Source organism: Mesorhizobium sp. M0001, from assembly GCF_040324255.1.
In the GTDB taxonomy this organism is placed as follows: Bacteria; Pseudomonadota; Alphaproteobacteria; order Rhizobiales; family Rhizobiaceae; genus Mesorhizobium.
This window is the reverse complement of the sequence record NZ_JAMYVS010000001.1, coordinates 841,681-859,209: the sequence shown is the minus strand read 5'-3', so window position 1 is coordinate 859,209 and position 17,529 is coordinate 841,681. Positions and strand designations below refer to the sequence as shown.

Annotated in this window: 18 protein-coding genes; 8 read left to right on the top strand and 10 right to left on the bottom strand. The window is 63.5% G+C overall.

Annotated elements, in window-relative coordinates; genetic code table 11:
- Positions 1–43 precede the first annotated feature (43 nt).
- Positions 44–2,110 (top strand): FUSC family protein, encoded by a 2,067-nt coding sequence (locus NKK50_RS04120; protein WP_023701209.1) that lies wholly within the window; start codon positions 44–46, stop codon positions 2,108–2,110.
- 4 nt (positions 2,111–2,114) lie between these two features.
- Here NKK50_RS04120 and NKK50_RS04115 read toward each other — a convergent pair whose 3' ends face one another.
- On the bottom strand, positions 2,115–3,236 hold the full coding sequence (locus tag NKK50_RS04115; RefSeq protein ID WP_023701210.1) for a DUF2336 domain-containing protein: 1,122 nt from the start codon (positions 3,234–3,236) through the stop codon (positions 2,115–2,117).
- A gap of 91 nt (positions 3,237–3,327) precedes the next feature.
- Here NKK50_RS04115 and NKK50_RS04110 point away from each other — a divergent pair, with 91 nt between their 5' ends.
- Complete coding sequence (locus tag NKK50_RS04110) at positions 3,328–3,840, top strand: MaoC family dehydratase (protein ID WP_444848965.1); 513 nt, start codon at positions 3,328–3,330, stop codon at positions 3,838–3,840.
- A complete protein-coding gene (locus NKK50_RS04105; RefSeq protein ID WP_023701211.1) occupies positions 3,840–4,715 on the top strand; it encodes an HpcH/HpaI aldolase/citrate lyase family protein in 876 nt (291 codons plus the stop codon). The genes NKK50_RS04110 and NKK50_RS04105 overlap by 1 nt, the downstream gene beginning before the upstream one ends.
- Here NKK50_RS04105 and NKK50_RS04100 read toward each other — a convergent pair.
- Positions 4,712–6,613, bottom strand: coding sequence for a CASTOR/POLLUX-related putative ion channel (locus NKK50_RS04100; RefSeq protein WP_352543118.1), 1,902 nt, complete (start codon positions 6,611–6,613; stop codon positions 4,712–4,714). The two genes, NKK50_RS04105 and NKK50_RS04100, sit on opposite strands and share 4 nt — an antisense overlap.
- Before the next feature lie 106 nt (positions 6,614–6,719).
- Positions 6,720–7,304, bottom strand: coding sequence for a nitroreductase family protein (locus tag NKK50_RS04095; protein ID WP_023701213.1), 585 nt, complete (start codon positions 7,302–7,304; stop codon positions 6,720–6,722).
- A 165-nt stretch (positions 7,305–7,469) separates the two neighbouring features.
- Here NKK50_RS04095 and NKK50_RS04090 point away from each other — a divergent pair, with 165 nt between their 5' ends.
- Positions 7,470–8,432 (top strand): RgsD C-terminal domain-containing protein, encoded by a 963-nt coding sequence (locus tag NKK50_RS04090; protein ID WP_023701214.1) that lies wholly within the window; start codon positions 7,470–7,472, stop codon positions 8,430–8,432.
- Positions 8,433–8,491: 59 nt separating this feature from the next.
- On the opposite strand, the gene NKK50_RS04085 is transcribed toward NKK50_RS04090, so the two are convergent.
- Entirely contained in the window at positions 8,492–9,430 is a 939-nt protein-coding gene (locus NKK50_RS04085) for a lysophospholipid acyltransferase family protein (protein WP_023744799.1), read from the bottom strand.
- An 85-nt stretch (positions 9,431–9,515) separates the two neighbouring features.
- A complete protein-coding gene (thrS, locus tag NKK50_RS04080; RefSeq protein ID WP_023667614.1) occupies positions 9,516–11,489 on the bottom strand; it encodes a threonine--tRNA ligase in 1,974 nt (657 codons plus the stop codon).
- 207 nt (positions 11,490–11,696) lie between these two features.
- Here thrS and NKK50_RS04075 point away from each other — a divergent pair, with 207 nt between their 5' ends.
- Positions 11,697–12,533, top strand: coding sequence for an SAM-dependent methyltransferase (locus NKK50_RS04075; protein ID WP_023695453.1), 837 nt, complete (start codon positions 11,697–11,699; stop codon positions 12,531–12,533).
- Positions 12,534–12,546: 13 nt separating this feature from the next.
- On the opposite strand, the gene blaOXA is transcribed toward NKK50_RS04075, so the two are convergent.
- The 3 genes from blaOXA to NKK50_RS04060 form a co-directional block, all read right to left on the bottom strand.
- Positions 12,547–13,362 (bottom strand): class D beta-lactamase, encoded by an 816-nt coding sequence (blaOXA, locus tag NKK50_RS04070; protein ID WP_352543117.1) that lies wholly within the window; start codon positions 13,360–13,362, stop codon positions 12,547–12,549.
- Positions 13,363–13,518: 156 nt separating this feature from the next.
- A complete protein-coding gene (gene yidD, locus NKK50_RS04065) occupies positions 13,519–13,887 on the bottom strand; it encodes a membrane protein insertion efficiency factor YidD (protein WP_023667617.1) in 369 nt (122 codons plus the stop codon).
- A 123-nt stretch (positions 13,888–14,010) separates the two neighbouring features.
- Positions 14,011–14,169, bottom strand: coding sequence for a hypothetical protein (locus tag NKK50_RS04060; protein WP_023667618.1), 159 nt, complete (start codon positions 14,167–14,169; stop codon positions 14,011–14,013).
- A gap of 94 nt (positions 14,170–14,263) precedes the next feature.
- On the opposite strand from NKK50_RS04060, the gene NKK50_RS04055 reads away from it, so the two are divergent.
- The gene (locus tag NKK50_RS04055; RefSeq protein WP_023667619.1) at positions 14,264–15,181 is read left to right on the top strand and encodes a LysR substrate-binding domain-containing protein; all 918 of its coding nucleotides are present in this window, start codon (positions 14,264–14,266) and stop codon (positions 15,179–15,181) included.
- A gap of 27 nt (positions 15,182–15,208) precedes the next feature.
- On the opposite strand, the gene tolA is transcribed toward NKK50_RS04055, so the two are convergent.
- Positions 15,209–15,601: a cell envelope integrity protein TolA gene (gene tolA, locus NKK50_RS04050; RefSeq protein WP_155923149.1), complete on the bottom strand. Its 393-nt coding sequence runs from the start codon at positions 15,599–15,601 to the stop codon at positions 15,209–15,211.
- 40 nt (positions 15,602–15,641) lie between these two features.
- On the bottom strand, positions 15,642–16,088 hold the full coding sequence (locus NKK50_RS04045; RefSeq protein ID WP_023691130.1) for an iron-sulfur cluster assembly scaffold protein: 447 nt from the start codon (positions 16,086–16,088) through the stop codon (positions 15,642–15,644).
- Positions 16,089–16,329: 241 nt separating this feature from the next.
- Here NKK50_RS04045 and folE point away from each other — a divergent pair, with 241 nt between their 5' ends.
- Positions 16,330–16,965, top strand: coding sequence for a GTP cyclohydrolase I FolE (folE, locus tag NKK50_RS04040; protein ID WP_023667622.1), 636 nt, complete (start codon positions 16,330–16,332; stop codon positions 16,963–16,965).
- A gap of 35 nt (positions 16,966–17,000) precedes the next feature.
- A complete protein-coding gene (gene hisI / locus NKK50_RS04035) occupies positions 17,001–17,459 on the top strand; it encodes a phosphoribosyl-AMP cyclohydrolase (protein ID WP_023695458.1) in 459 nt (152 codons plus the stop codon).
- Positions 17,460–17,529 lie beyond the last annotated feature (70 nt).

Sequence of the window (17,529 nt, the reverse complement as noted above, 5' to 3'; positions counted from 1 at the left end):
CTGGAACTGCTCTAGCCTGCGCTTCCGATACGGAGACCAGCTTATGATCTGGGCGCGGCTGAAGAGCTACTTCGAAACCAGTTTGGCGGGCCTGACGCAGCCGACGCGCTCGGATTGGATTTTCGCCCTGCGCACGGTTTCGGCCGGTCTGATCGCGCTTCTCGCTGCTTACGCGCTAAAACTCGACCACCCGCAATGGGCGATGATGACGGTCTTCATCGTCGCCCAGCCGGTCGCCGGCATGGTGCTGGCGAAAGGTTTTTACCGGCTGCTCGGCACGCTGGCCGGTGGACTTGCGGCGATCGGCATCACCTCGGTTTTCGGCACCAATCCCTGGCTGCTGGTCACGGCGCTGTCCGTCTGGATTGGGCTGTGCACGCTGGTTTCGTCGCTGCTGCGCAATCCGGAAGCCTATGGCGCCGCACTTGCCGGCTATACCGCGATGATCATTGGGCTGCCGGCTTTCGGCCAGCCGCATGTGATCGTCGATCTCGCTGTCGCGCGCTGCGCCGAGATCGTGCTCGGCATCGTCTGCGCCGGCCTGACCAGCCGGCTGATCCTGCCCAAGCTGGCCGCTGACGCCATCATCTCCAGGCTGAAGCGCAGCATCCTCGACCTTGCAACCTATGCGGGCGGCGCTTTTTCCGGCGGCGACCCGGCGAGACTGGCCGGCCTGCACGGCAAGCTGATCACGGACGCCCAGATGCTGGCCGAGATGCGCACCTATGCCCGGCTCGAAGCCCCGAGCTTCGCCACCCGCGCCCATCCGGTCCGCCTCACCATCGGTCAGCTTCTGTCGGCGCTGTCGGCGGCACGCGCGCTGCATTCTCACGCCGCGCCGAAAAACGCAGCGCTCATTCCGGTGCGCTCGGAACTGCAGTCGCTGGTCAGCGAACTGGCAGCCACGCCCGAGGCGCTGGAGGACACGTCGCCCTGGGTGACGCGGCTCGACGCGATTGCCGGCAAGGCCCGGCAAATGCCCGATGCCTCGACCGATCAGGACGACAGGGTCGGCACCATCACGCGCCTCACCATCGCCGCCGATTTCGCCGAAGCCTTCAAGCAGGTGCTGCGCGGCCTCGACGCCCTGCGCGCACCGGTGACGCGCCCGAGCCGGAGCAACAGGCAGCTGCCTGCGCTGGTGGTGCATCGCGATTATCCCGGGGCTTCGCGCAATGCCATACGCGCCGCCCTTGCCACGCTGGCGGTCGCCGCCTTCTGGCTGACGACGAAATGGTCCGACGCGGCCGGCACCGTTATCCTCGTTGCGGTCGTCTCCAGTCTTTTCGCCGCGCGGCCTGACCCGGTGCGGGTGTCCTGGGGCTTCTTCAAGGGTACGCTGCTGGCTTTGCCCTTTGCCTTCCTTGTTGGCCAGGTCGCGCTGCCTGCTTTGCCCGGCTTCGGCTGGTTCACGCTGTTTGTCGTGCCGATCCTGGTACCGACGGCGCTGGGCATGGCCAATCCGCGCACCGTCGGCGTGGCGACGGCCTTTGCAATCAATTTCCTCGCCTTCCTCAGCCCGCATCAGGCGATGGCCTATGCACCAGGCCCGTTCTTCGCCGGCTCGGCGTCGGTGCTGGTCGGCATCCTGCTGGCTATCTGCGTCTTCATCGTGGTGCTGCCGGTGGATCCATGGCGCGCGGCCAACCGCATCGTGCGCGCCATGCGCGAGGATCTGGCGCGGCTGTGCCTGCATGAGCGGGTGCCGCGGCGTTCGGCCTTCGAGAGTCTGGCCTATGACCGCATCAACCAGCTGATGCCGCTCTTGCAAAATGCCGGCAGGAAAGGCGATGCGATCCTGGGCGGCGGGGTCGCCGCCGTTACCGTCGGCCTCGAAATCCTGCGCCTGCGCGCCGCGCAGCAGAGGCCGTCCACTCCTACCGACACCGCGCTCTCGATCGCCAATTTCCTGCGCGGCCTCGCGCGTGAACTGCTCTTTCGCGCAACCGGCGATCCACAGACAGCAACTGTCACTGTGGCCCGGCAATATGCAGCCAGCCTTTCAGAGCGCAGCGGCGGTGCGGATATGCTGCAGATCGCAGCCTCGCTGCGCATCATCGCCGCCGCGATCGAGGATTTCCCGGATTTCTTCGCCAAGGACCGAGTTTAGGGCGTCAGGCCGCGGCTATCGCCAGCGCATGCCCGCGCGCGTTTTCCCGCAGCGCGTCGAGGTGGATCGACTTGACCAGGCCGGCGAGATCGCCCTCGGTGGCCGGACCGCCGAGCTCCTTCAGCATCAGCCAGCTGACCTCCTGCACGCCAGCGAGGCGCTTGCCGTTGGCGACTTCGCGCCAGATTTTGAGCGCGCGCAGGATGATGCCATGGGTGGAAGCGGCAAGGCCGGCGCCGCGGAACAGCGCCTGCAACGCAACGTCCTGGCCGCCTGCGAGCAAGGCCCGCACCCGCTGCTCCGACTGCTGGCTGAGCGCAACCAGGGCCGAGCCGAAAAAGTCGACCTTGCCGTGGGCAATGGCACGGATGATGAAACTTGCGGTCAGGTCGCCGCGCAGGCGCAGATGTTCGATAAGTGCCGCATGTTCCTCCGCGCGCGTGCCTTCGACCAGCCGCACCGAAGCCTTGACGCAAGCATCGCGCGTGACGCGCTCGGCTCTGGCCGCCCCCATCAGCGCCATCACCAGCGGCGAAGCCTTCAGCGTTTCGCCGAGCTTGACCAGTAGCATGTGCCGGCAGTCGGCCGGCAGCCGCACATCCGTGACCATTGCCTCGCGCAAATGAGCGATATGGCCATGCCGCTCGGCGATGCGGCGGAAGGAGAGCGAGGCTATGTCGGCGCCGTCATTGGCGAGCAGCGCCGCACACGCTTCCGGTTCGCCGATCTCGGCGATCGCCGCGGCAACCGCCATCGAAACGACCGGCCGGTCGGCGATCAGTTTTTGCGTCGCCTTGTGCCCGGCCGCGACGCGGTCGATCAGGTCGGCGTCCGTCAGCAGCGGGGAGCGCGCCAGCACCAGGGCTGCCACTTCCGGCTGATCGGAGGCAAGCGCGCTGATGATCTGCAGCGGCGCGTGATGGCTCATCGACAGCGCTTCGGCCATAGCCAGCCGCACCTTCGACGAGGCGTCGTCGAGCAGCAGCGTCAGCGCCGCTTCGGCCGCGCAACGGTCTTCGAAAGGCAGGTCGGAATTGACGTAGGCGCGGGCCAGCGCGCTCGCCGCCGCGGCGCGCTCCGAAACTCTCGCGGTGTAGATCCATTTGAGAAAATGCGAGACAACCATACTGCCTGCTACGCCCCTTGCCGGAAAGCTTCCGGCCCCAGGAATGACCCTAGGCAGAAATGGTTTACGAACGGTTCACCATGTTTATTAACTGGCTTGCGGGTGGCATGGGCAGCGCCTATCAACCGTCAGGCAGCGGAGGAGAAAAACGATGCCCGGGCTTTATCTCGAAGAGTTCGTCGTCGGACATGTCTTTCGGCACACGCTGCGCAAGACCGTCACCGAAAGCGATAACATGCTGTTCTCGGTGATGACGCTGAACCCACAGCCGCTGCACATCGACTTCGACTTCGCCGCCAAGAGCGAATGGGGCAGACCGCTGGTCAATTCGCTGTTCACGCTCGGCCTGATGATCGGCATTTCCGTCAATGACATCACCGTCGGCACCACAATTGCCAATCTCGGCATGAAGGAGACGGTGTTTCCGCACCCGGTCTTCCACGGCGACACCATCCGTGTCGAAACGACGGTGCTCTCAGTCAGGGACTCGAAATCGAAGCCGGACCGCGGCATCGTCGAGTTCGAGCATCACGCCTACAATCAGAACGATGTGCTCGTTGCCAAATGCACGCGCCAGGCGATGATGATGAAAAAGGCGGCCTGATGCGCTCGCTGCTGTTTGTGCCCGGGGATTCCAAAAAGAAACTGGAGAAGGGTTTTGGCGCCGGCGCCGACGTGGTCATCGTCGACCTTGAGGATTCCGTGGCGCCACAAAACAAGCCGTCGGCACGCGACATCGCAGCACGCTTTATTGCCGGCAACAGGCAGCAGACAAGCTCCGCCATCTATATCAGAGTCAACGACCTATCGACCGGGTTGACCGACGATGATCTGGCCGCCCTGGTTCCGGTCAAACCCGACGGCATCATGCTGCCGAAGTCGAACAGCGGCCAGGATGTCCAGCAGCTATCCGTAAAGCTCCGCGTACATGAGGCCGAAAACGGATTGCCGGATGGCGCGATCAAGATCCTGCCGATCATTACCGAGACCGCTGCTGGGTTGCTGGCCGCCGCGACCTATGCCGGGGCAAGCGCCAGGCTTGCCGGCCTCACCTGGGGTGCCGAAGATCTGTCGGCGGCGATCGGCGCGCAGGCTGCGCGCGACGACAACGGCCGCTACACCGATGTCTTCCGCCTTGCCCGCACCATGACCATCCTTGCCGCCGGCGCAGCTGAAGTCGCGGCGATCGACACGGTTTTCCCTGCCTTTCGCGACATGGCCGCCTTCGAAGCCGAATGCACGGAGGCCGAGCGTGACGGCTTTGCCGGCAAGATGGCGATCCATCCGGCGCAAGTGCCGGTCATCAACGCCGCCTTCACGCCATCGGCGGAGGCAGTGCAACGCTCGCAGGCCATCGTCGCGGCCTTCGAGGCGGCCGGAAATCCCGGCGTGGTCGGCATTGACGGCAAGATGTATGACCGGCCGCATCTCAGGCTCGCCGAACGGCTTCTGGCTCGCGCCAAGGCAGTCGGGGTTTAGTCCCGCGCCAGCACGATGACCCGGTCCTCAGGCAGGTAGGCCAGCGCTTGCGACTTCAACGGGTTGACGGTGACGCCGCCCAGAGCCCGCTCATCACTCTGCGCAGCGCGAACGCGCCTATGTCCGATGGCGATCTCGCCGCGCAGCCGCGCCGATTCCGCGATCGTCCAGAACGTCACCGGCTGATCGATGGCGACATAGTGGCCGACCGGACGCATGTAGATTTCGGAGCCCTCCTCGTCGAGCAGGTCATCGAAGATCGCTGCGAGATGCTGGTTCTCCGATGCCTGCGCCAGCATCAGGCTGACCAGCCGGTTGCTGACGACGAAGTCATCGGCCTTGGTCACCGCCGCCAACTCGCGGTTGCGCACGTCGATCATTTCGCTGACAATCGAGATATGCGTGCCGGCATCGTCTGCGATTTTGCGCAAATGCAGCAGCGTCACCAGCGTGCGCGTATCGGCGGGCTGCGCTGCCATGGTCTCGCTGTAGCCGAGGACGAGCACGTGGTCGTAGGAAGGCACGTCCAGGCTTGCCAGTGCTGTGCTGCTCGACGTGTCGGTGATCCGGCAGGAAACCGACAGATTGTCGCCGACGACCGGCAGCCCGGCAACTTCCTGTTCGAGGCCTGGCGTATCGGCGGCGATGGTCAGGATCGAACCAGGCGCGACATAGCGCGACAGTTCATAGGTTATGATCGGACCGCGCCGGTTCCAGCCAAGGATCAGCGTGCGCTCCGGCTTCGCCTCGATGGGCTGATGGCGAAGAATCGCCGCGGCATCGATCTTGGCTCCGGCGCTTCCCAGCTTGATGGCGGCATCGTCCTCGGCAATGATGATGGCGCGCATGTCCTTGCCGATTACCAGCTCCGACGGCGGGTTGAGATTGACGCGCCCCTGCTGGTCGCAGAGCCCGATCAGCGTGCAATGCTCATACGCCATCACTGCCTCGCCGAAGGTCTTGCCGGTGAGATCAGGCTGCTCGGTCGTGTAGATTTCGCAGCCGTCGAAATCGAGCAGCTCCGAATAGACGCCGCTGAGACCCGACTGCCGGCTCGAATGCACGACGATGCGCGAGATCAGCTGGTCGGCCAGGACAAGCTGTACCTCGGCCCCGCCGACGACGCGGGCGACCTCGGCGTTCTTTCCGTCGCGGATCTCGGCGGCGATGTTATAGGGCGCCGTGCGCCGGTTCGGGTCGTTGGCCAGCGCCAGCACCGTCTTGATCACCTGCGAATCCGGGTCGTCGCCGTCCGGCGACAGCACGATGATCGAGCGCGAGGTCTGCGGGTTGACGATGGCCAGATCGTAGAGGTCGGTCGGGTCGCCGCTGCGGCAGATGATGCGTGTATTGCCCAGTCTGCCGACTTTGGCGGCGATCTCGTCCTCCATCGCCACCTTGTCCATATTGGCCATGACGACAATGCGCGGATGGCGGCGGCTGGCATTGGCAATGACGAGTTCGGAGATGACGTCGAAGATCGACGGCGACCAGTTGAGGATGATGGTGTGGTCGCTCTCCAGCACCCGCGAACGGCCCTTGCGCAATTCATCGAGCTTGCTGTCGACGCCGGCGCTGAGCACGCCGATGAGGGCCGACACGACGAAGATGCCGGCGAGCGTGACAAAGAGCATGACGAGACGAAAGGCCCAGCCGGTGTCGCCGCCCATCGTGCCGGAATCGAGCGTGCGCATCAGCGATTCCCAGAATGCTTCGAAGAAGTTCAGTGGTTCGCCGCCCTCCGGCGCGATGCGGGTCACCGCAAGGAAAGCCGCGGCGGCGATGATGATCAGCAGGGAAGCGACGGCGAGCCAGCCGATCAGCGCGATAGGGCCGGCGGCCATGCTCTTGTCAAACCCGTAGCGCAGCCGGGTTCCCAGCGAGTCTCGTTTCTTCATGTCGCCGGCGTCCCCCAATATCCCTATGGTCGATGCGCCAACCCCAACGCTCGCCGAAGCCGCTGTCTTAGCCTGTGTTTAAATAAAGGGGAATCGCTTTCGGGTGTCAGCCGTTCCACGGCCCCTCATAATCGGCATAGAGCTTTGCCGGATCGGGTCGCGGCCGTTCCGGCGCCGGGCCCTGGTAGGAGCCGATATGGATAAAGCCGACGACGCGCTCCTGCGGCGCCAACCCCAGGATCGCCCTGCCCTCGGCCACATCGGAATACCAGTTGCTGATCATGTTGGTGCCATAGCCCAGCGCATTGGCTGCAATCATCAGGTTCAGCGCCGCCATGCCGCCGGACAGGAACATTTCCCATTGCGGGATTTTTGGATTGTCCTTCGGAACCGACACCACGCCGATCACCAGCGGCGCGCGGGAAAACCGCGCAAGCTCCTGGTTGCGGCGGTTTTCCGGCAGCGGCCCTTCGCGCTGTTCGGCGAGCGCCGCCAGCTTCCTGCCGATCTCGAATCGCGCCTCGCCGCGATAAAGGATGAAGCGCCACGGCTCCAGTCGGCCGTGATCGGGCACACGGCTTGCAGCCGCGATCATGGTCGCGATATCGCCATCGCTGGGCGCCGGTTCCTTCAATTCAGGAATCGGTGCGGAGTTTCGGGTCAGCAGGAAGTCGATGATCGGCGACGCCATGGGGGCCAGGTCTCCTAAAGCACTCGATTTTGAGCTGAAGCGCGCCATTGCGGATCGGGGCGGCTCGGGCATTGGCGCGGGCGCGCCGGACGAAAGAACCTGTTGCCAAGGCGGTCGGACTCTTAAGCCTTGAAATTGCCACCGCCTTGGGCTTCAACGCAAGGCATGTTTGAGGGGAGATCGCGCCTTTTCCTGATTTGGCTCGCCGTAGCGCTGTTTGCGCCGGCCTCGATGGCCATGGCGCAGAATGCCGACGGCATCGGCAATCTGAAACTCCCCGATATTTCGAGCTATGCACCGCCCAAGGGCGAGACGCCGCTGGCACTCGGTGGCGGCGGTGCCATAACGCTGTCGGCGCAGTTGACCGACAAGGGCGCCGACATCACGCGCGGCATCGTCTGGCGCGTCTTCAAGCCCGAGGCCGCCGGCGACGGCAAGCTGCCGATGGTGGCTTCCGCGCATGGCGGCAGCGCCGTGTTCCAGCTCGAACCCGGCAGCTATCTGGTCCACGCCTCATACGGACGCGCCGGCGCCACCAAGCGCATCACCGTCGGCAAGGACGCCAGGCGCGAAAGCCTGGTGCTCGATGCCGGCGGCCTCAAGCTCGACGCGGTGCTGTCGGGCGGCGCGCGTATTCCGCCGAAAAAACTGCGCTTCTCCATTTATGAGGGCACCGCCGAGGCCAATGGCGACCGCGCTTTGATCATTCCCGATGTCGAGCCGAACAGCGTCGTGCGGCTCAACGCCGGCGTTTATCATGTCGTCTCCACCTATGGCGCGGTCAATGCCGTTATTCGTTCTGACATCCGTGTCGAAGCCGGCAAGCTGACCGAAGCCACCGTCGAGCATCGCGCGGCGGAGGAGACCATGAAGCTGGTGCGCGAGACCGGCGGCGAGGCCATCGCCGATACATCCTGGTCGCTGCTCAACGAATCCGGCGATCCGATCAAGGAGGCCGTCGGCGCCTTCGCCTCGATGGTGCTGGCCGAAGGCCAATACACCATCATCGCCAAGAACCGCGACCGCATCTACCAGAAGGATTTCACCGTGGTCGCTGGGCAGAACCAGGAGATCGAGGTGCTGGCCACTGATGCCTCTGCGATCGATCCGGAGGAAGGCGCCGACTGACCGGCGCGCCCATTGGCATCGGTTTGGCTGCTCAGTTGAAGTGGTAGTTCAGGGCTACGTCAGGCGGCCTTGCACAGGCGGCGCTGCAGGAAGTGGACCCGGCCGCGCGGCGCGTCGGGCGCTAGGTCGAAGACACCGCGATGAAGACGGTCGAGCAGCGTCTTGCGGTCGCGCAATGGCTCCAACTCATCCCAGCTCAGCACATCGCCGACGCGCACGTCGATCGCCTTGCCGGACAGCCGCGCAAATTCGCGGATGAGCATTGAAAGGCGCAACGTCAGCGACGCCTTGCCGACGAATTTCGCCAGCCTTCCTTCGCGCTCGGCCATGTTCATCGGACCGCTGACCAGATGGAACAGCCGGCCGTTCTGACCTGAAAAATGCATCGGCACCACCGACGCCTTGGCGTCCTGCACGAGGCGCGCCGGAAACATCTTCCACGGCAGGTCGCGCGCCCGGCCAAAGCCTTTCGGCGCCGTGGCGACGCCGCCGGCCGGAAATACGACGATGGTGACGCCCTCTTTCAACAGCCGCACTGCCTCGTGGCGCACCGCCATGTTGTTCTTCACCGCGTCCTTGGTCTCGGAAAAGTCGATCGGCAGCGAGTACGGTTCCATCTCGCGGATCTTCAGCAGATCCTTGTGGATCATGACGCGGAACGGACGCCCGAGCTGCTCGACGAGCGACAGCACGGCAATGCCGTCGCCAATGCCGAACGGGTGGTTGGCTACGATCACCAGCGGCGTGTCCGGCAGCCCCGCCGGCGGCCACCGATCGGTGCTGCGCACCTCGACGTCGATCAGCTCCAGCATGCGGCTGAACACGCGCTCGCCGGTCGGCGCCACCTGGCGGCGCCAGAAATCATAGAGCGCGGCATACCGGTCGCGCCCCGACAGACCTTCAATGGAATGGATGAACCAGCGCGTCAGCGCCGGCTGGCTCGCATTGGCGTAGGAGAGTTCGGGAAACGGCCTTTCCCGTATCTTCAGCTTGAGCATGGGGGCTCGTTACAAGGTTGGCGTGACAGGCATGTGAAAATGGCGGTGGATCGCTCCACCGCCATTTCTCCGAAATATTGATTGCTCAGGCCGCGCTGCGCCTTCGGTCGGGCGAAACAGCCTCGTCGGAAAGCAGCTTCAGCGCGTCGGCCAGCTTGAGCGATTCCTGATCGCGCGAGCCGAGCCGGCGGATGTTGACCGTCTCCTCTTCCGCCTCGCGCTTGCCGCATACGAGGATCACAGGAACCTTGGCCAGCGAATGCTCACGCACCTTGTAGTTGATCTTCTCGTTGCGCAGATCCGGTTCGGCCAAAAGTCCTGCCGCCTTCAACTGTGCGACGACCTTTCGCGCATAGTCGTCAGCATCCGAGGTGATCGTCGCCACAACCACCTGCAGCGGCGCGAACCACAGCGGGAAATGACCGGAATAATGCTCGATCAGGATGCCGAGAAAGCGTTCCATCGAACCGCAGATGGCGCGATGCACCATCACCGGCTGCTTCTTTTCCGAATCCGAACCTATGTAGAAGGCGCCAAAGCGTTCCGGCAGATTGAAGTCGACCTGCGTGGTGCCGCACTGCCATTCGCGGCCGATGGCGTCCTTCAGCACATATTCGAATTTCGGCCCATAGAAAGCGCCCTCGCCCGGATTGATCGAGGTCTTGATGCGGTTTCCCGAGCGCGTCCTGATTGTATCCAGCACGTTGCCCATGATCGCCTCGGCATGATCCCAGGCCTCGTCGGTGCCGACGCGCTTATCCGGCCGCGTCGACAGCTTCACGCTGACATCGTCGAAGCCGAAATCGGCGTAGGTCGACAGGATCAGATCGTTGATGCGCAGGCACTCCGCGGCCAGCTGCTCCTCGGTGCAGAAGATGTGCGCATCGTCCTGCGTGAAGCCGCGCACGCGCATCAGCCCGTGCAAGGCGCCGGACGGTTCGTAACGATGCACATTGCCGAATTCCGCAAGCTTTACGGGCAGATCGCGATAGGATTTCAACCCATGCTTGAATATCTGCACGTGGCCCGGACAATTCATCGGCTTCAGCGCGAACACGCGGTCGTCGTCGGTGTCGTCGCCGGCCACCGTCACCTTGAACATGGCATCGCGATACCAGCCCCAGTGGCCAGACGTCTCCCACAGGCTCTTGTCGAGAACCTGCGGTGCGTTGACCTCCTGGTAGCCCTGCTCGTCGAGGCGGCGGCGCATGTAGTTGACCAGATTCTGGAACATCTTCCAGCCCTTGGCGTGCCAGAAGACGACGCCCGGCCCCTCTTCCTGGAAATGGAACAGGTCCATCTCGCGGCCGAGTTTGCGGTGGTCGCGCTTCTCTGCCTCTTCCAGCATCGTCTGGTAGGCATCGAGTTCAGCTTGCTCGGCCCAGGCCGTGCCGTAGATGCGGGTCAGCATGGGGTTGTTCGAATCGCCACGCCAATAGGCGCCGGCCACCTTCATCAGCTTGAAGGCGTTGCCGATCTGCCCGGTGGAGGCCATGTGTGGGCCGCGGCAGAGGTCGAACCAGTCACCCTGGGAATAGATCTTGAGATCCTGGTCTTCGGGAATGGCGTCGATCAGCTCGAGCTTGTAGCGCTCGCCCTTCTCGGCAAAGACCTTTTTCGCCTTGTCGCGCGACCAGACTTCCTTGGTGAACGGCTTGTTACGCGCAATGATCTCGCGCATCTTCTTTTCGATCACCGGGAAATCGTCAGGCGTGAACGGCTCGTTGCGGGCGAAGTCGTAATAGAATCCGTTCTCGATCACCGGCCCGATGGTCACTTGCGTTCCCGGCCACAGTTCCTGCACGGCCTCCGCCAGCACGTGTGCTGCATCATGACGGATGAGTTCCAGCGCGCGCGGATCGCTGCGGGTGATGATCTCGACCTTGCCGGACTTGCCAAGCGGGTCGGAAAGATCGCGAACGGTGCCGTCGATGGCATAGGCGACAGCCTTCTTGGCCAGCGACTTCGAGATCGATTCGGCGAGGCCCGCACCGGTCATCGCCGCGTCATAGTCGCGGACGGAGCCATCGGGAAATGTCAGGGAAACGGAATTCAGCATCGGGTATCTCCTATCCAGTCCCGCAAACGAGCGCGGGTGGTCGTGGTGTGAAGCCGGAGGCATCCGGCAGCGGGCGGGTTTTAGAGGCCACGCGGCATCAGGTAAAGAGCCGTCGTTGGCGCAGCTGTCAGGAAATGGCGCGACAGATGTCGCAGGCCAGTCGCACAGGCTTGCGAATTTCCCCGACACGAGGTTGGAATCCCCGGCATGGAAGACGCAAAATCCAGCCGAACCGCCTTGGGCGTCGCGCGCATGCGGGCCCTCCACCAGTTCTCGCAGCAGGCGGCGCTGTTTCGCGACCCATATGCGAGTGCGATACTGGGCGATGCCGCACCGACGGTGCAGGAGCTCGAGCAGGAAGGTGAGCGCAGCCGGCGCATGCGCCTGTTCGTGGCAGCGCGCGCCCGCCTCGCCGAGGACTGGCTGGCTGCGGCGGTGCGCCGGGGCGTCCAGCAAGTGGTGGTGCTCGGCGCCGGCCTCGACACTTTCTCGCTGCGCAATCCGTACCCTGATGTCGCGGTGTTCGAAGTCGATCACCCGGCGACACAGGCCTGGAAACGGAAATGCATCGCCGATGCTGGTCTTGCCGAACCGCGGGCCACCATGTTCGTGCCGGTCAACTTCGAGCGCCAGCGCCCCGCGGATGGCCTGGCATCGGCCGGTTTGCGGCAGACCGAGCCCAGTTTCTTCATCTGGCTGGGTGTCGTTCCGTATCTGAGCCAGGACGCAATCTTCAGCACCCTGTCCTGGATTGCCGGCATGCCCGGTTCGGAGGTCGTCTTCGACTACAGCGAGCCGGCCGAGAACCGCGATGCGGCTGGACAGGCTGCCCTCTCTTTCCATGCGGCGCGCGTCGCCGCTGCCGGAGAGCCCTGGATCAGCTTCTTCGTGCCCGCGGCACTGGCGCAATCGCTGCGCGAGCTCGGCTTCGATGAGATCGAAGATCTGGAAAGCAGCGACATCGCCGCCCGCTTCTCCAGGACGCCAAAGGCGGAGACAAGGAATTCCGGCGGCCACATCCTTCGTGCCCGCCGGAGCACTTGAAGCTAAAGCAAGTTCACTTCACCAGTTGCGGCAACTCCCTCAGTAACGCCGCGCGTGTCGCCGGGCCTTTCGGCATGTCGATCGGCTTGGTGTCGACGACCAGCCGGGCGAAGACGATCCGGCGGCCGCCCTTTTCGGCCCAGCCGACGAACCAGCCCAGCGCGCGCTTGTCCTTGCTGTTTCCCAGCCTGGTGCTGCCGGTTTTGCCCCGCACCGTCCAGCCGCCGGCCTGGAAAGTCGGCAGGATGGCTCGGGTCATCTCATGCGCCTTGGCAGAAACCGGCATCTTGCCGGCGAGCAGCTGGCGCAGGAAGGCTGTCTGTTCGACCGGCGATATCTCAAGCGAGGAATTTATCCAGGATTGCGTGAGCCCGTTGTCCTTGTCGGCATCGCCCGAGACATCCATGTTGCCGTAGCCGAATTTCGAGACGTAGAGGGCAAAGCTTTTTGCGCCGAGCCGGCGCGCGATCTCGCGCGAATACCATACGATCGAGTCGCGCTCCCAGATCGTCGGGTCGACGGCCTTGTGGTCGCGCTTCACGGCGTTGAACTCAGGCTTGTAATCCCAGCTCGGTGTATGCGCGTCGCTGAGGACACCGCTGTCGTAGCCGATCAGCGCCAGCGGCACCTTGAAGGTCGACGCCGGGCTGACGCGTTGGTCGCAGACGCCGCTTTGATAGAGCGTCTCGCCGCTCGCCGCGTCCTGGATAAGCGTGCAGGCGAAATCGCCAAGCGGCGCCGATTGCGCCCGCATCGGAAATCCCAGAAACCAGGCCAGCAGGAAGAGGACCGCGGCAATGATGAAGGGATGGGTTTCGATCCGACGCATGTGGGCTCTCCTGGGAATGACAGGAGGCGCTTAGCGAAGTGTCTTGGCTCGATTTTGACTCAAATGCGCAGTCTTTGTGCAGCCCGTTGTTAACCTTACCGGATTGTAAAGAAATGCCGCGCTGGCGATCTGGATCAGGGACCAGCGCGCCCGCCGTCAGGCCTCGCCGCGCTTCCTGCCGATCTGCCAATAACGCCATGGCATGAACCAGACATAGCGCTGATCGAGTACCTCCGGCACGCGATCGATGCCATGCGAACCGAAAGGGCCGCAGCGCAGCACGCGGAACAGCCCCATGAAGCCGCCGGCCCACAGACCATGGCGGGCGATCGCCTCATGCGCGTATTCGGAACAGGTCGGCAGATGCCGGCAGGAATTGCCGACAAATCCGGACAGCGTCAGTTGATAGAGGCGCACCAGCGACGTGCCGAAAATGCGGCCGGGTGTTTTGCGCCAGGGACCGGGCCAGTTGCGCCCGCGCCGGGTCCGTCCGGCGGCATGCACATGCCGATGCTGGTCGCCCACCGCAGTCTCTTTCCGAACGCGACCCGAAACCGGCTTCCGGGTCAGCTTGCGTTTCCAAACCGATAGATGTGAGCTTCGGCCGGCAAACGCAATCCTCTTCACTCACTCGCCACTTTGTCGGCTTCAGGGTCGCGAGCGGCGAAAGGGATGCCGCTCCGCTGGAGCCGCCCAGCGGGTGGCCGGCCTTTGCTCGGTGCGCTGCACATGATGCTGCCTGTCGCCACGCCATTGAAACGTCGCGATCCGCATCACATCGCCAAAGATTTCCAGAAACTGGATCATGTCCGTGTCTCCTCTAAGAGCGGATTAGACGCCCGCTGGCCTTCGCCTTCAAACGAGTATAATTTCCGGTTCGGATAACTTCGGGTTATGCGAAATGAAGCGCGGACGGTTGCCCCTGACGGCGTTGCGAAGTTTCGAGGCAGCCGGCCGGCAATTGAGCTTTAGCCGGGCCGCCGAGGAGCTGTTCGTCTCGCAGGCCGCCATCAGTCGGCAGATCCGCGAACTCGAGCAGTTCCTGCACCAGCCCTTGTTCCACCGTCATCACCGCCGCGTCGAGTTGACCGAGGCCGGCCAGCGCCTGCTCGATCAGCTGGTCAGGAGTTTCGATGACATCGACAGGCTGCTTTCGGACCTGGTGGCTGTTCCGGCGCAGTCGGTGGTCCGCGTCAGTGTCGAGCCGTCGCTGGCCTCGGTATGGCTGTTGCCGCGGCTCAACCGCTTCAGCCAGTTGCGGCCCGATATCGACGTTTCCCTCGAAGTTGACCCAAGGCCGATCGAGTTCCGCAGCGATCAGCCCGAACTCGCCTTGCGCTTCAGCGCGCGCGCCACCTCATGGCCGCGCAGCGAGGCCGAATGGCTAGCCTCGACCGTCGATTCACCGGTCCTGTCGCCGGCCTTGCTGGGATCGGGCCCTGCCCTCGAAAAGCCGCTCGACCTTGCCCGCTACACGCTGTTGCACGAGGAAAATCGTCAGGGCTGGGCGCGCTGGTTCGAAGCGGCTGGCGTCGCCGCCGACGCCATTCCGGCGCGCGGCCCTATGCTGGCGGATGTGTCGCTGTCGAAGCAGGCCGCCCTGCTCGGCCACGGCGTGGCGCTGGGCGACCTCTTGCAGATCGGCGAGGAGATTGCGTCCGGCGCGCTGATCAAGCCGTTCGACATCGACGTCGCATCCGGCGCCTACTGGCTGGTGGCCAGGAGTTTGAAGGACCTGCCGGAGCCGGCTAAGGCCTTTGCCGACTGGGTGAGAAGCGAATTTGCCGAAAGCAGACGGGCGCAGGAACAGCAGACCTAAGCCGTCGTGCTTCTTAAGCCCTCGGTTCTATTTCTGCTGCGCGCCGGATGACATCACTCGGCCGTCGAAATTGACCGTCGTCTCGCGCCAAGCCTGGTAGCTATCGGCATAAATCGCAAGGCCAATGAAGGGCGCACAACGGGTAATCGCCCGAACTGCGCTGTCATCGAACTTCTTGCCCTGTGGTTCTGTTGCAAGATTGAGTACCTTCGGCGGCGCCGCCAGCGAACCATCCCGGTTAAAGCTGATTTTGACGCGTGTGGCCACAAGTTCGTCGCCGACGGGGATAATCCAGCAGCCAGCCAGCTTGTCAGCGAGGTAGGCGGCAGCCTTCTGCTGCGAGGCGTTTTCTGCGCCGGCAGCATAGCCACTCGTGACCAGCGAAACCACAAGGCCCGAAGCCACCATCAACCAATGCAAACACTTCCTCCGTCATGTCCTGCGCGAAGCCCGCGCTATGTCACGCTGCTTCTTCTGCGCGTTTCTTCTCGATTTGACCGATGGCATCGACGACCGCATCGAAGGTCAGCATGGTCGAGGCATGGCGCGCCTTGTAGTCGCGCACCGGCTCCAGATATCTCAGATCGGCAAAGCGGCCTTGCGGCGGCGCGCCGTTTTCCTTGAGCATCTTCAGCATGGTGTCGCGCACCGCCCGCAATTCGTCGGCGCTGGCGCCGATGACATGTTGAGCCATGATCGAGGACGAGGCCTGGCCGAGCGCGCAGGCCTTCACGTCATGCGCGAAATCGGTGACGACGCCATTGTCCATCTTGAGGTCGATGGTCACCGTCGAGCCGCACAATTTGGAATGGGCCTTGGCCGTCGCATCCGGATGATCGAGCCGGCCGACGCGGGCGATGTTTCCGGCAAATCCCAGAATTTTCGCATTGTAGACGTCGTCAATCATATTTTTCCAATCCGTCGCCGCCAAGCGAACAGCGATTGCCGTTGTACCGTCTTTCATTCGCTGCGTACGAGCATATATAATGGTGGCAGTCGGGTATCGACAAGGCAACGCAAAGCCATCGTCCTTGCCCATTTCGTTCACGCCGCTTGCGGGCTGGAAACCGGGCGAGTTTTCAGCACCCGAAAGGTCGTGGTCCGTTCAACTCGTTCCTCCTGAGAGAGGAACTACGGGAGACGCCTTTATGGATGCCGTCATCAAGAAAATAATGCCCCCTTCCGACTATCTGGACAAGCCGGTCACCGACAGGCCGAGCGAAGCCGAGGTCGAGGCCGCCGTGCGCACGCTGTTGCGCTGGACCGGCGACAATCCGGACCGCGAGGGCCTGATCGACACGCCCAAGCGCGTCACCAAGGCCTTTCTCGAAATGTTCAACGGCTATGACATGTGCCCGGCCGAAGAGCTCGGCCGCACTTTCGAGGAAGTCGCCGGCTATGACGATCTCGTCATCGTCAGGGACATCCAGTTCCACTCGCATTGCGAGCACCACATGGTGCCGATCATCGGCAAGGCGCATGTCGGCTACCTCCCGGATGGCAAGGTCGTCGGCCTGTCCAAGATCGCCCGTGTGGTCGATATCTTCGCCCATCGCCTGCAGACTCAGGAGGCCATGACCGCACAGATCGCCGGCGTCATCCAGGACGTGCTCAATCCGCGCGGTGTCGCCGTCATGATCGAGGCCGAGCATATGTGCATGGCCATGCGCGGCATCCGCAAGCAGGGCTCCACCACGCTGACCTCGACCTTCACCGGCGTGTTCAAGGACACGCCCGAGGAACAGGTCCGTTTCGTCACCATGGTGCGCGGCCTCGGGGCGTAAGCCTCTCGCCGGCATCGCTAGATCAAGGACCGGCGATGTCGGCACTAACATTTCCCAAGGCTCCATCAGACAAGAAGGCTCTCGAAGAAGGCGCGGTGTTTTCCCCGCGCTTCGATGCTGCCGGGCTGGTCACCGTCGTCGTCACCGACGCCGCTGACGGTATGCTGCTGATGGTCGCGCATATGAATGCCGAGGCGCTGGCGCTGACGCTCGAAACCGGCATCGCGCACTACTGGTCGCGCTCGCGCAGCACGCTGTGGAAGAAGGGCGAAACATCAGGCAATTTTCAGACCGTCGTCGAGATGCTCACGGATTGTGACCAGGACGCCATATGGTTGCGCGTCAAAGTGTTGGGCCACGACGCAACTTGTCACACCGGCCGGCGTTCATGTTTTTATCGGACGGTGGGGCTAATCGGCGGCAAGGCAACGCTTGCCGACGATGGCAGCACGCCGCTGTTCGATGCGGAAAAAACCTATCGGAAGCCCGCGTGAACCATTCAACAGTCGCAAACCACTCATATTCACTATTCTCAAACGTCCTTCCTGTAGAACGGACGCGGGA

Coding starts and splice junctions, on each gene's coding strand:
- NKK50_RS04120 (WP_023701209.1), top strand. CDS start 44: ATGATCTGGGCGCGGCTGAAGAGCTACTTCGAAACCAGTTTGGCGGGC.
- NKK50_RS04115 (WP_023701210.1), bottom strand. CDS start 3,236: ATGGTTGTCTCGCATTTTCTCAAATGGATCTACACCGCGAGAGTTTCG.
- NKK50_RS04105 (WP_023701211.1), top strand. CDS start 3,840: ATGCGCTCGCTGCTGTTTGTGCCCGGGGATTCCAAAAAGAAACTGGAG.
- NKK50_RS04100 (WP_352543118.1), bottom strand. CDS start 6,613: ATGAAGAAACGAGACTCGCTGGGAACCCGGCTGCGCTACGGGTTTGAC.
- NKK50_RS04095 (WP_023701213.1), bottom strand. CDS start 7,304: ATGGCGTCGCCGATCATCGACTTCCTGCTGACCCGAAACTCCGCACCG.
- NKK50_RS04090 (WP_023701214.1), top strand. CDS start 7,470: ATGTTTGAGGGGAGATCGCGCCTTTTCCTGATTTGGCTCGCCGTAGCG.
- NKK50_RS04085 (WP_023744799.1), bottom strand. CDS start 9,430: ATGCTCAAGCTGAAGATACGGGAAAGGCCGTTTCCCGAACTCTCCTAC.
- thrS (WP_023667614.1), bottom strand. CDS start 11,489: ATGCTGAATTCCGTTTCCCTGACATTTCCCGATGGCTCCGTCCGCGAC.
- NKK50_RS04075 (WP_023695453.1), top strand. CDS start 11,697: ATGGAAGACGCAAAATCCAGCCGAACCGCCTTGGGCGTCGCGCGCATG.
- blaOXA (WP_352543117.1), bottom strand. CDS start 13,362: ATGCGTCGGATCGAAACCCATCCCTTCATCATTGCCGCGGTCCTCTTC.
- NKK50_RS04060 (WP_023667618.1), bottom strand. CDS start 14,169: ATGATCCAGTTTCTGGAAATCTTTGGCGATGTGATGCGGATCGCGACG.
- NKK50_RS04055 (WP_023667619.1), top strand. CDS start 14,264: ATGAAGCGCGGACGGTTGCCCCTGACGGCGTTGCGAAGTTTCGAGGCA.
- NKK50_RS04045 (WP_023691130.1), bottom strand. CDS start 16,088: ATGATTGACGACGTCTACAATGCGAAAATTCTGGGATTTGCCGGAAAC.
- folE (WP_023667622.1), top strand. CDS start 16,330: ATGGATGCCGTCATCAAGAAAATAATGCCCCCTTCCGACTATCTGGAC.
- hisI (WP_023695458.1), top strand. CDS start 17,001: ATGTCGGCACTAACATTTCCCAAGGCTCCATCAGACAAGAAGGCTCTC.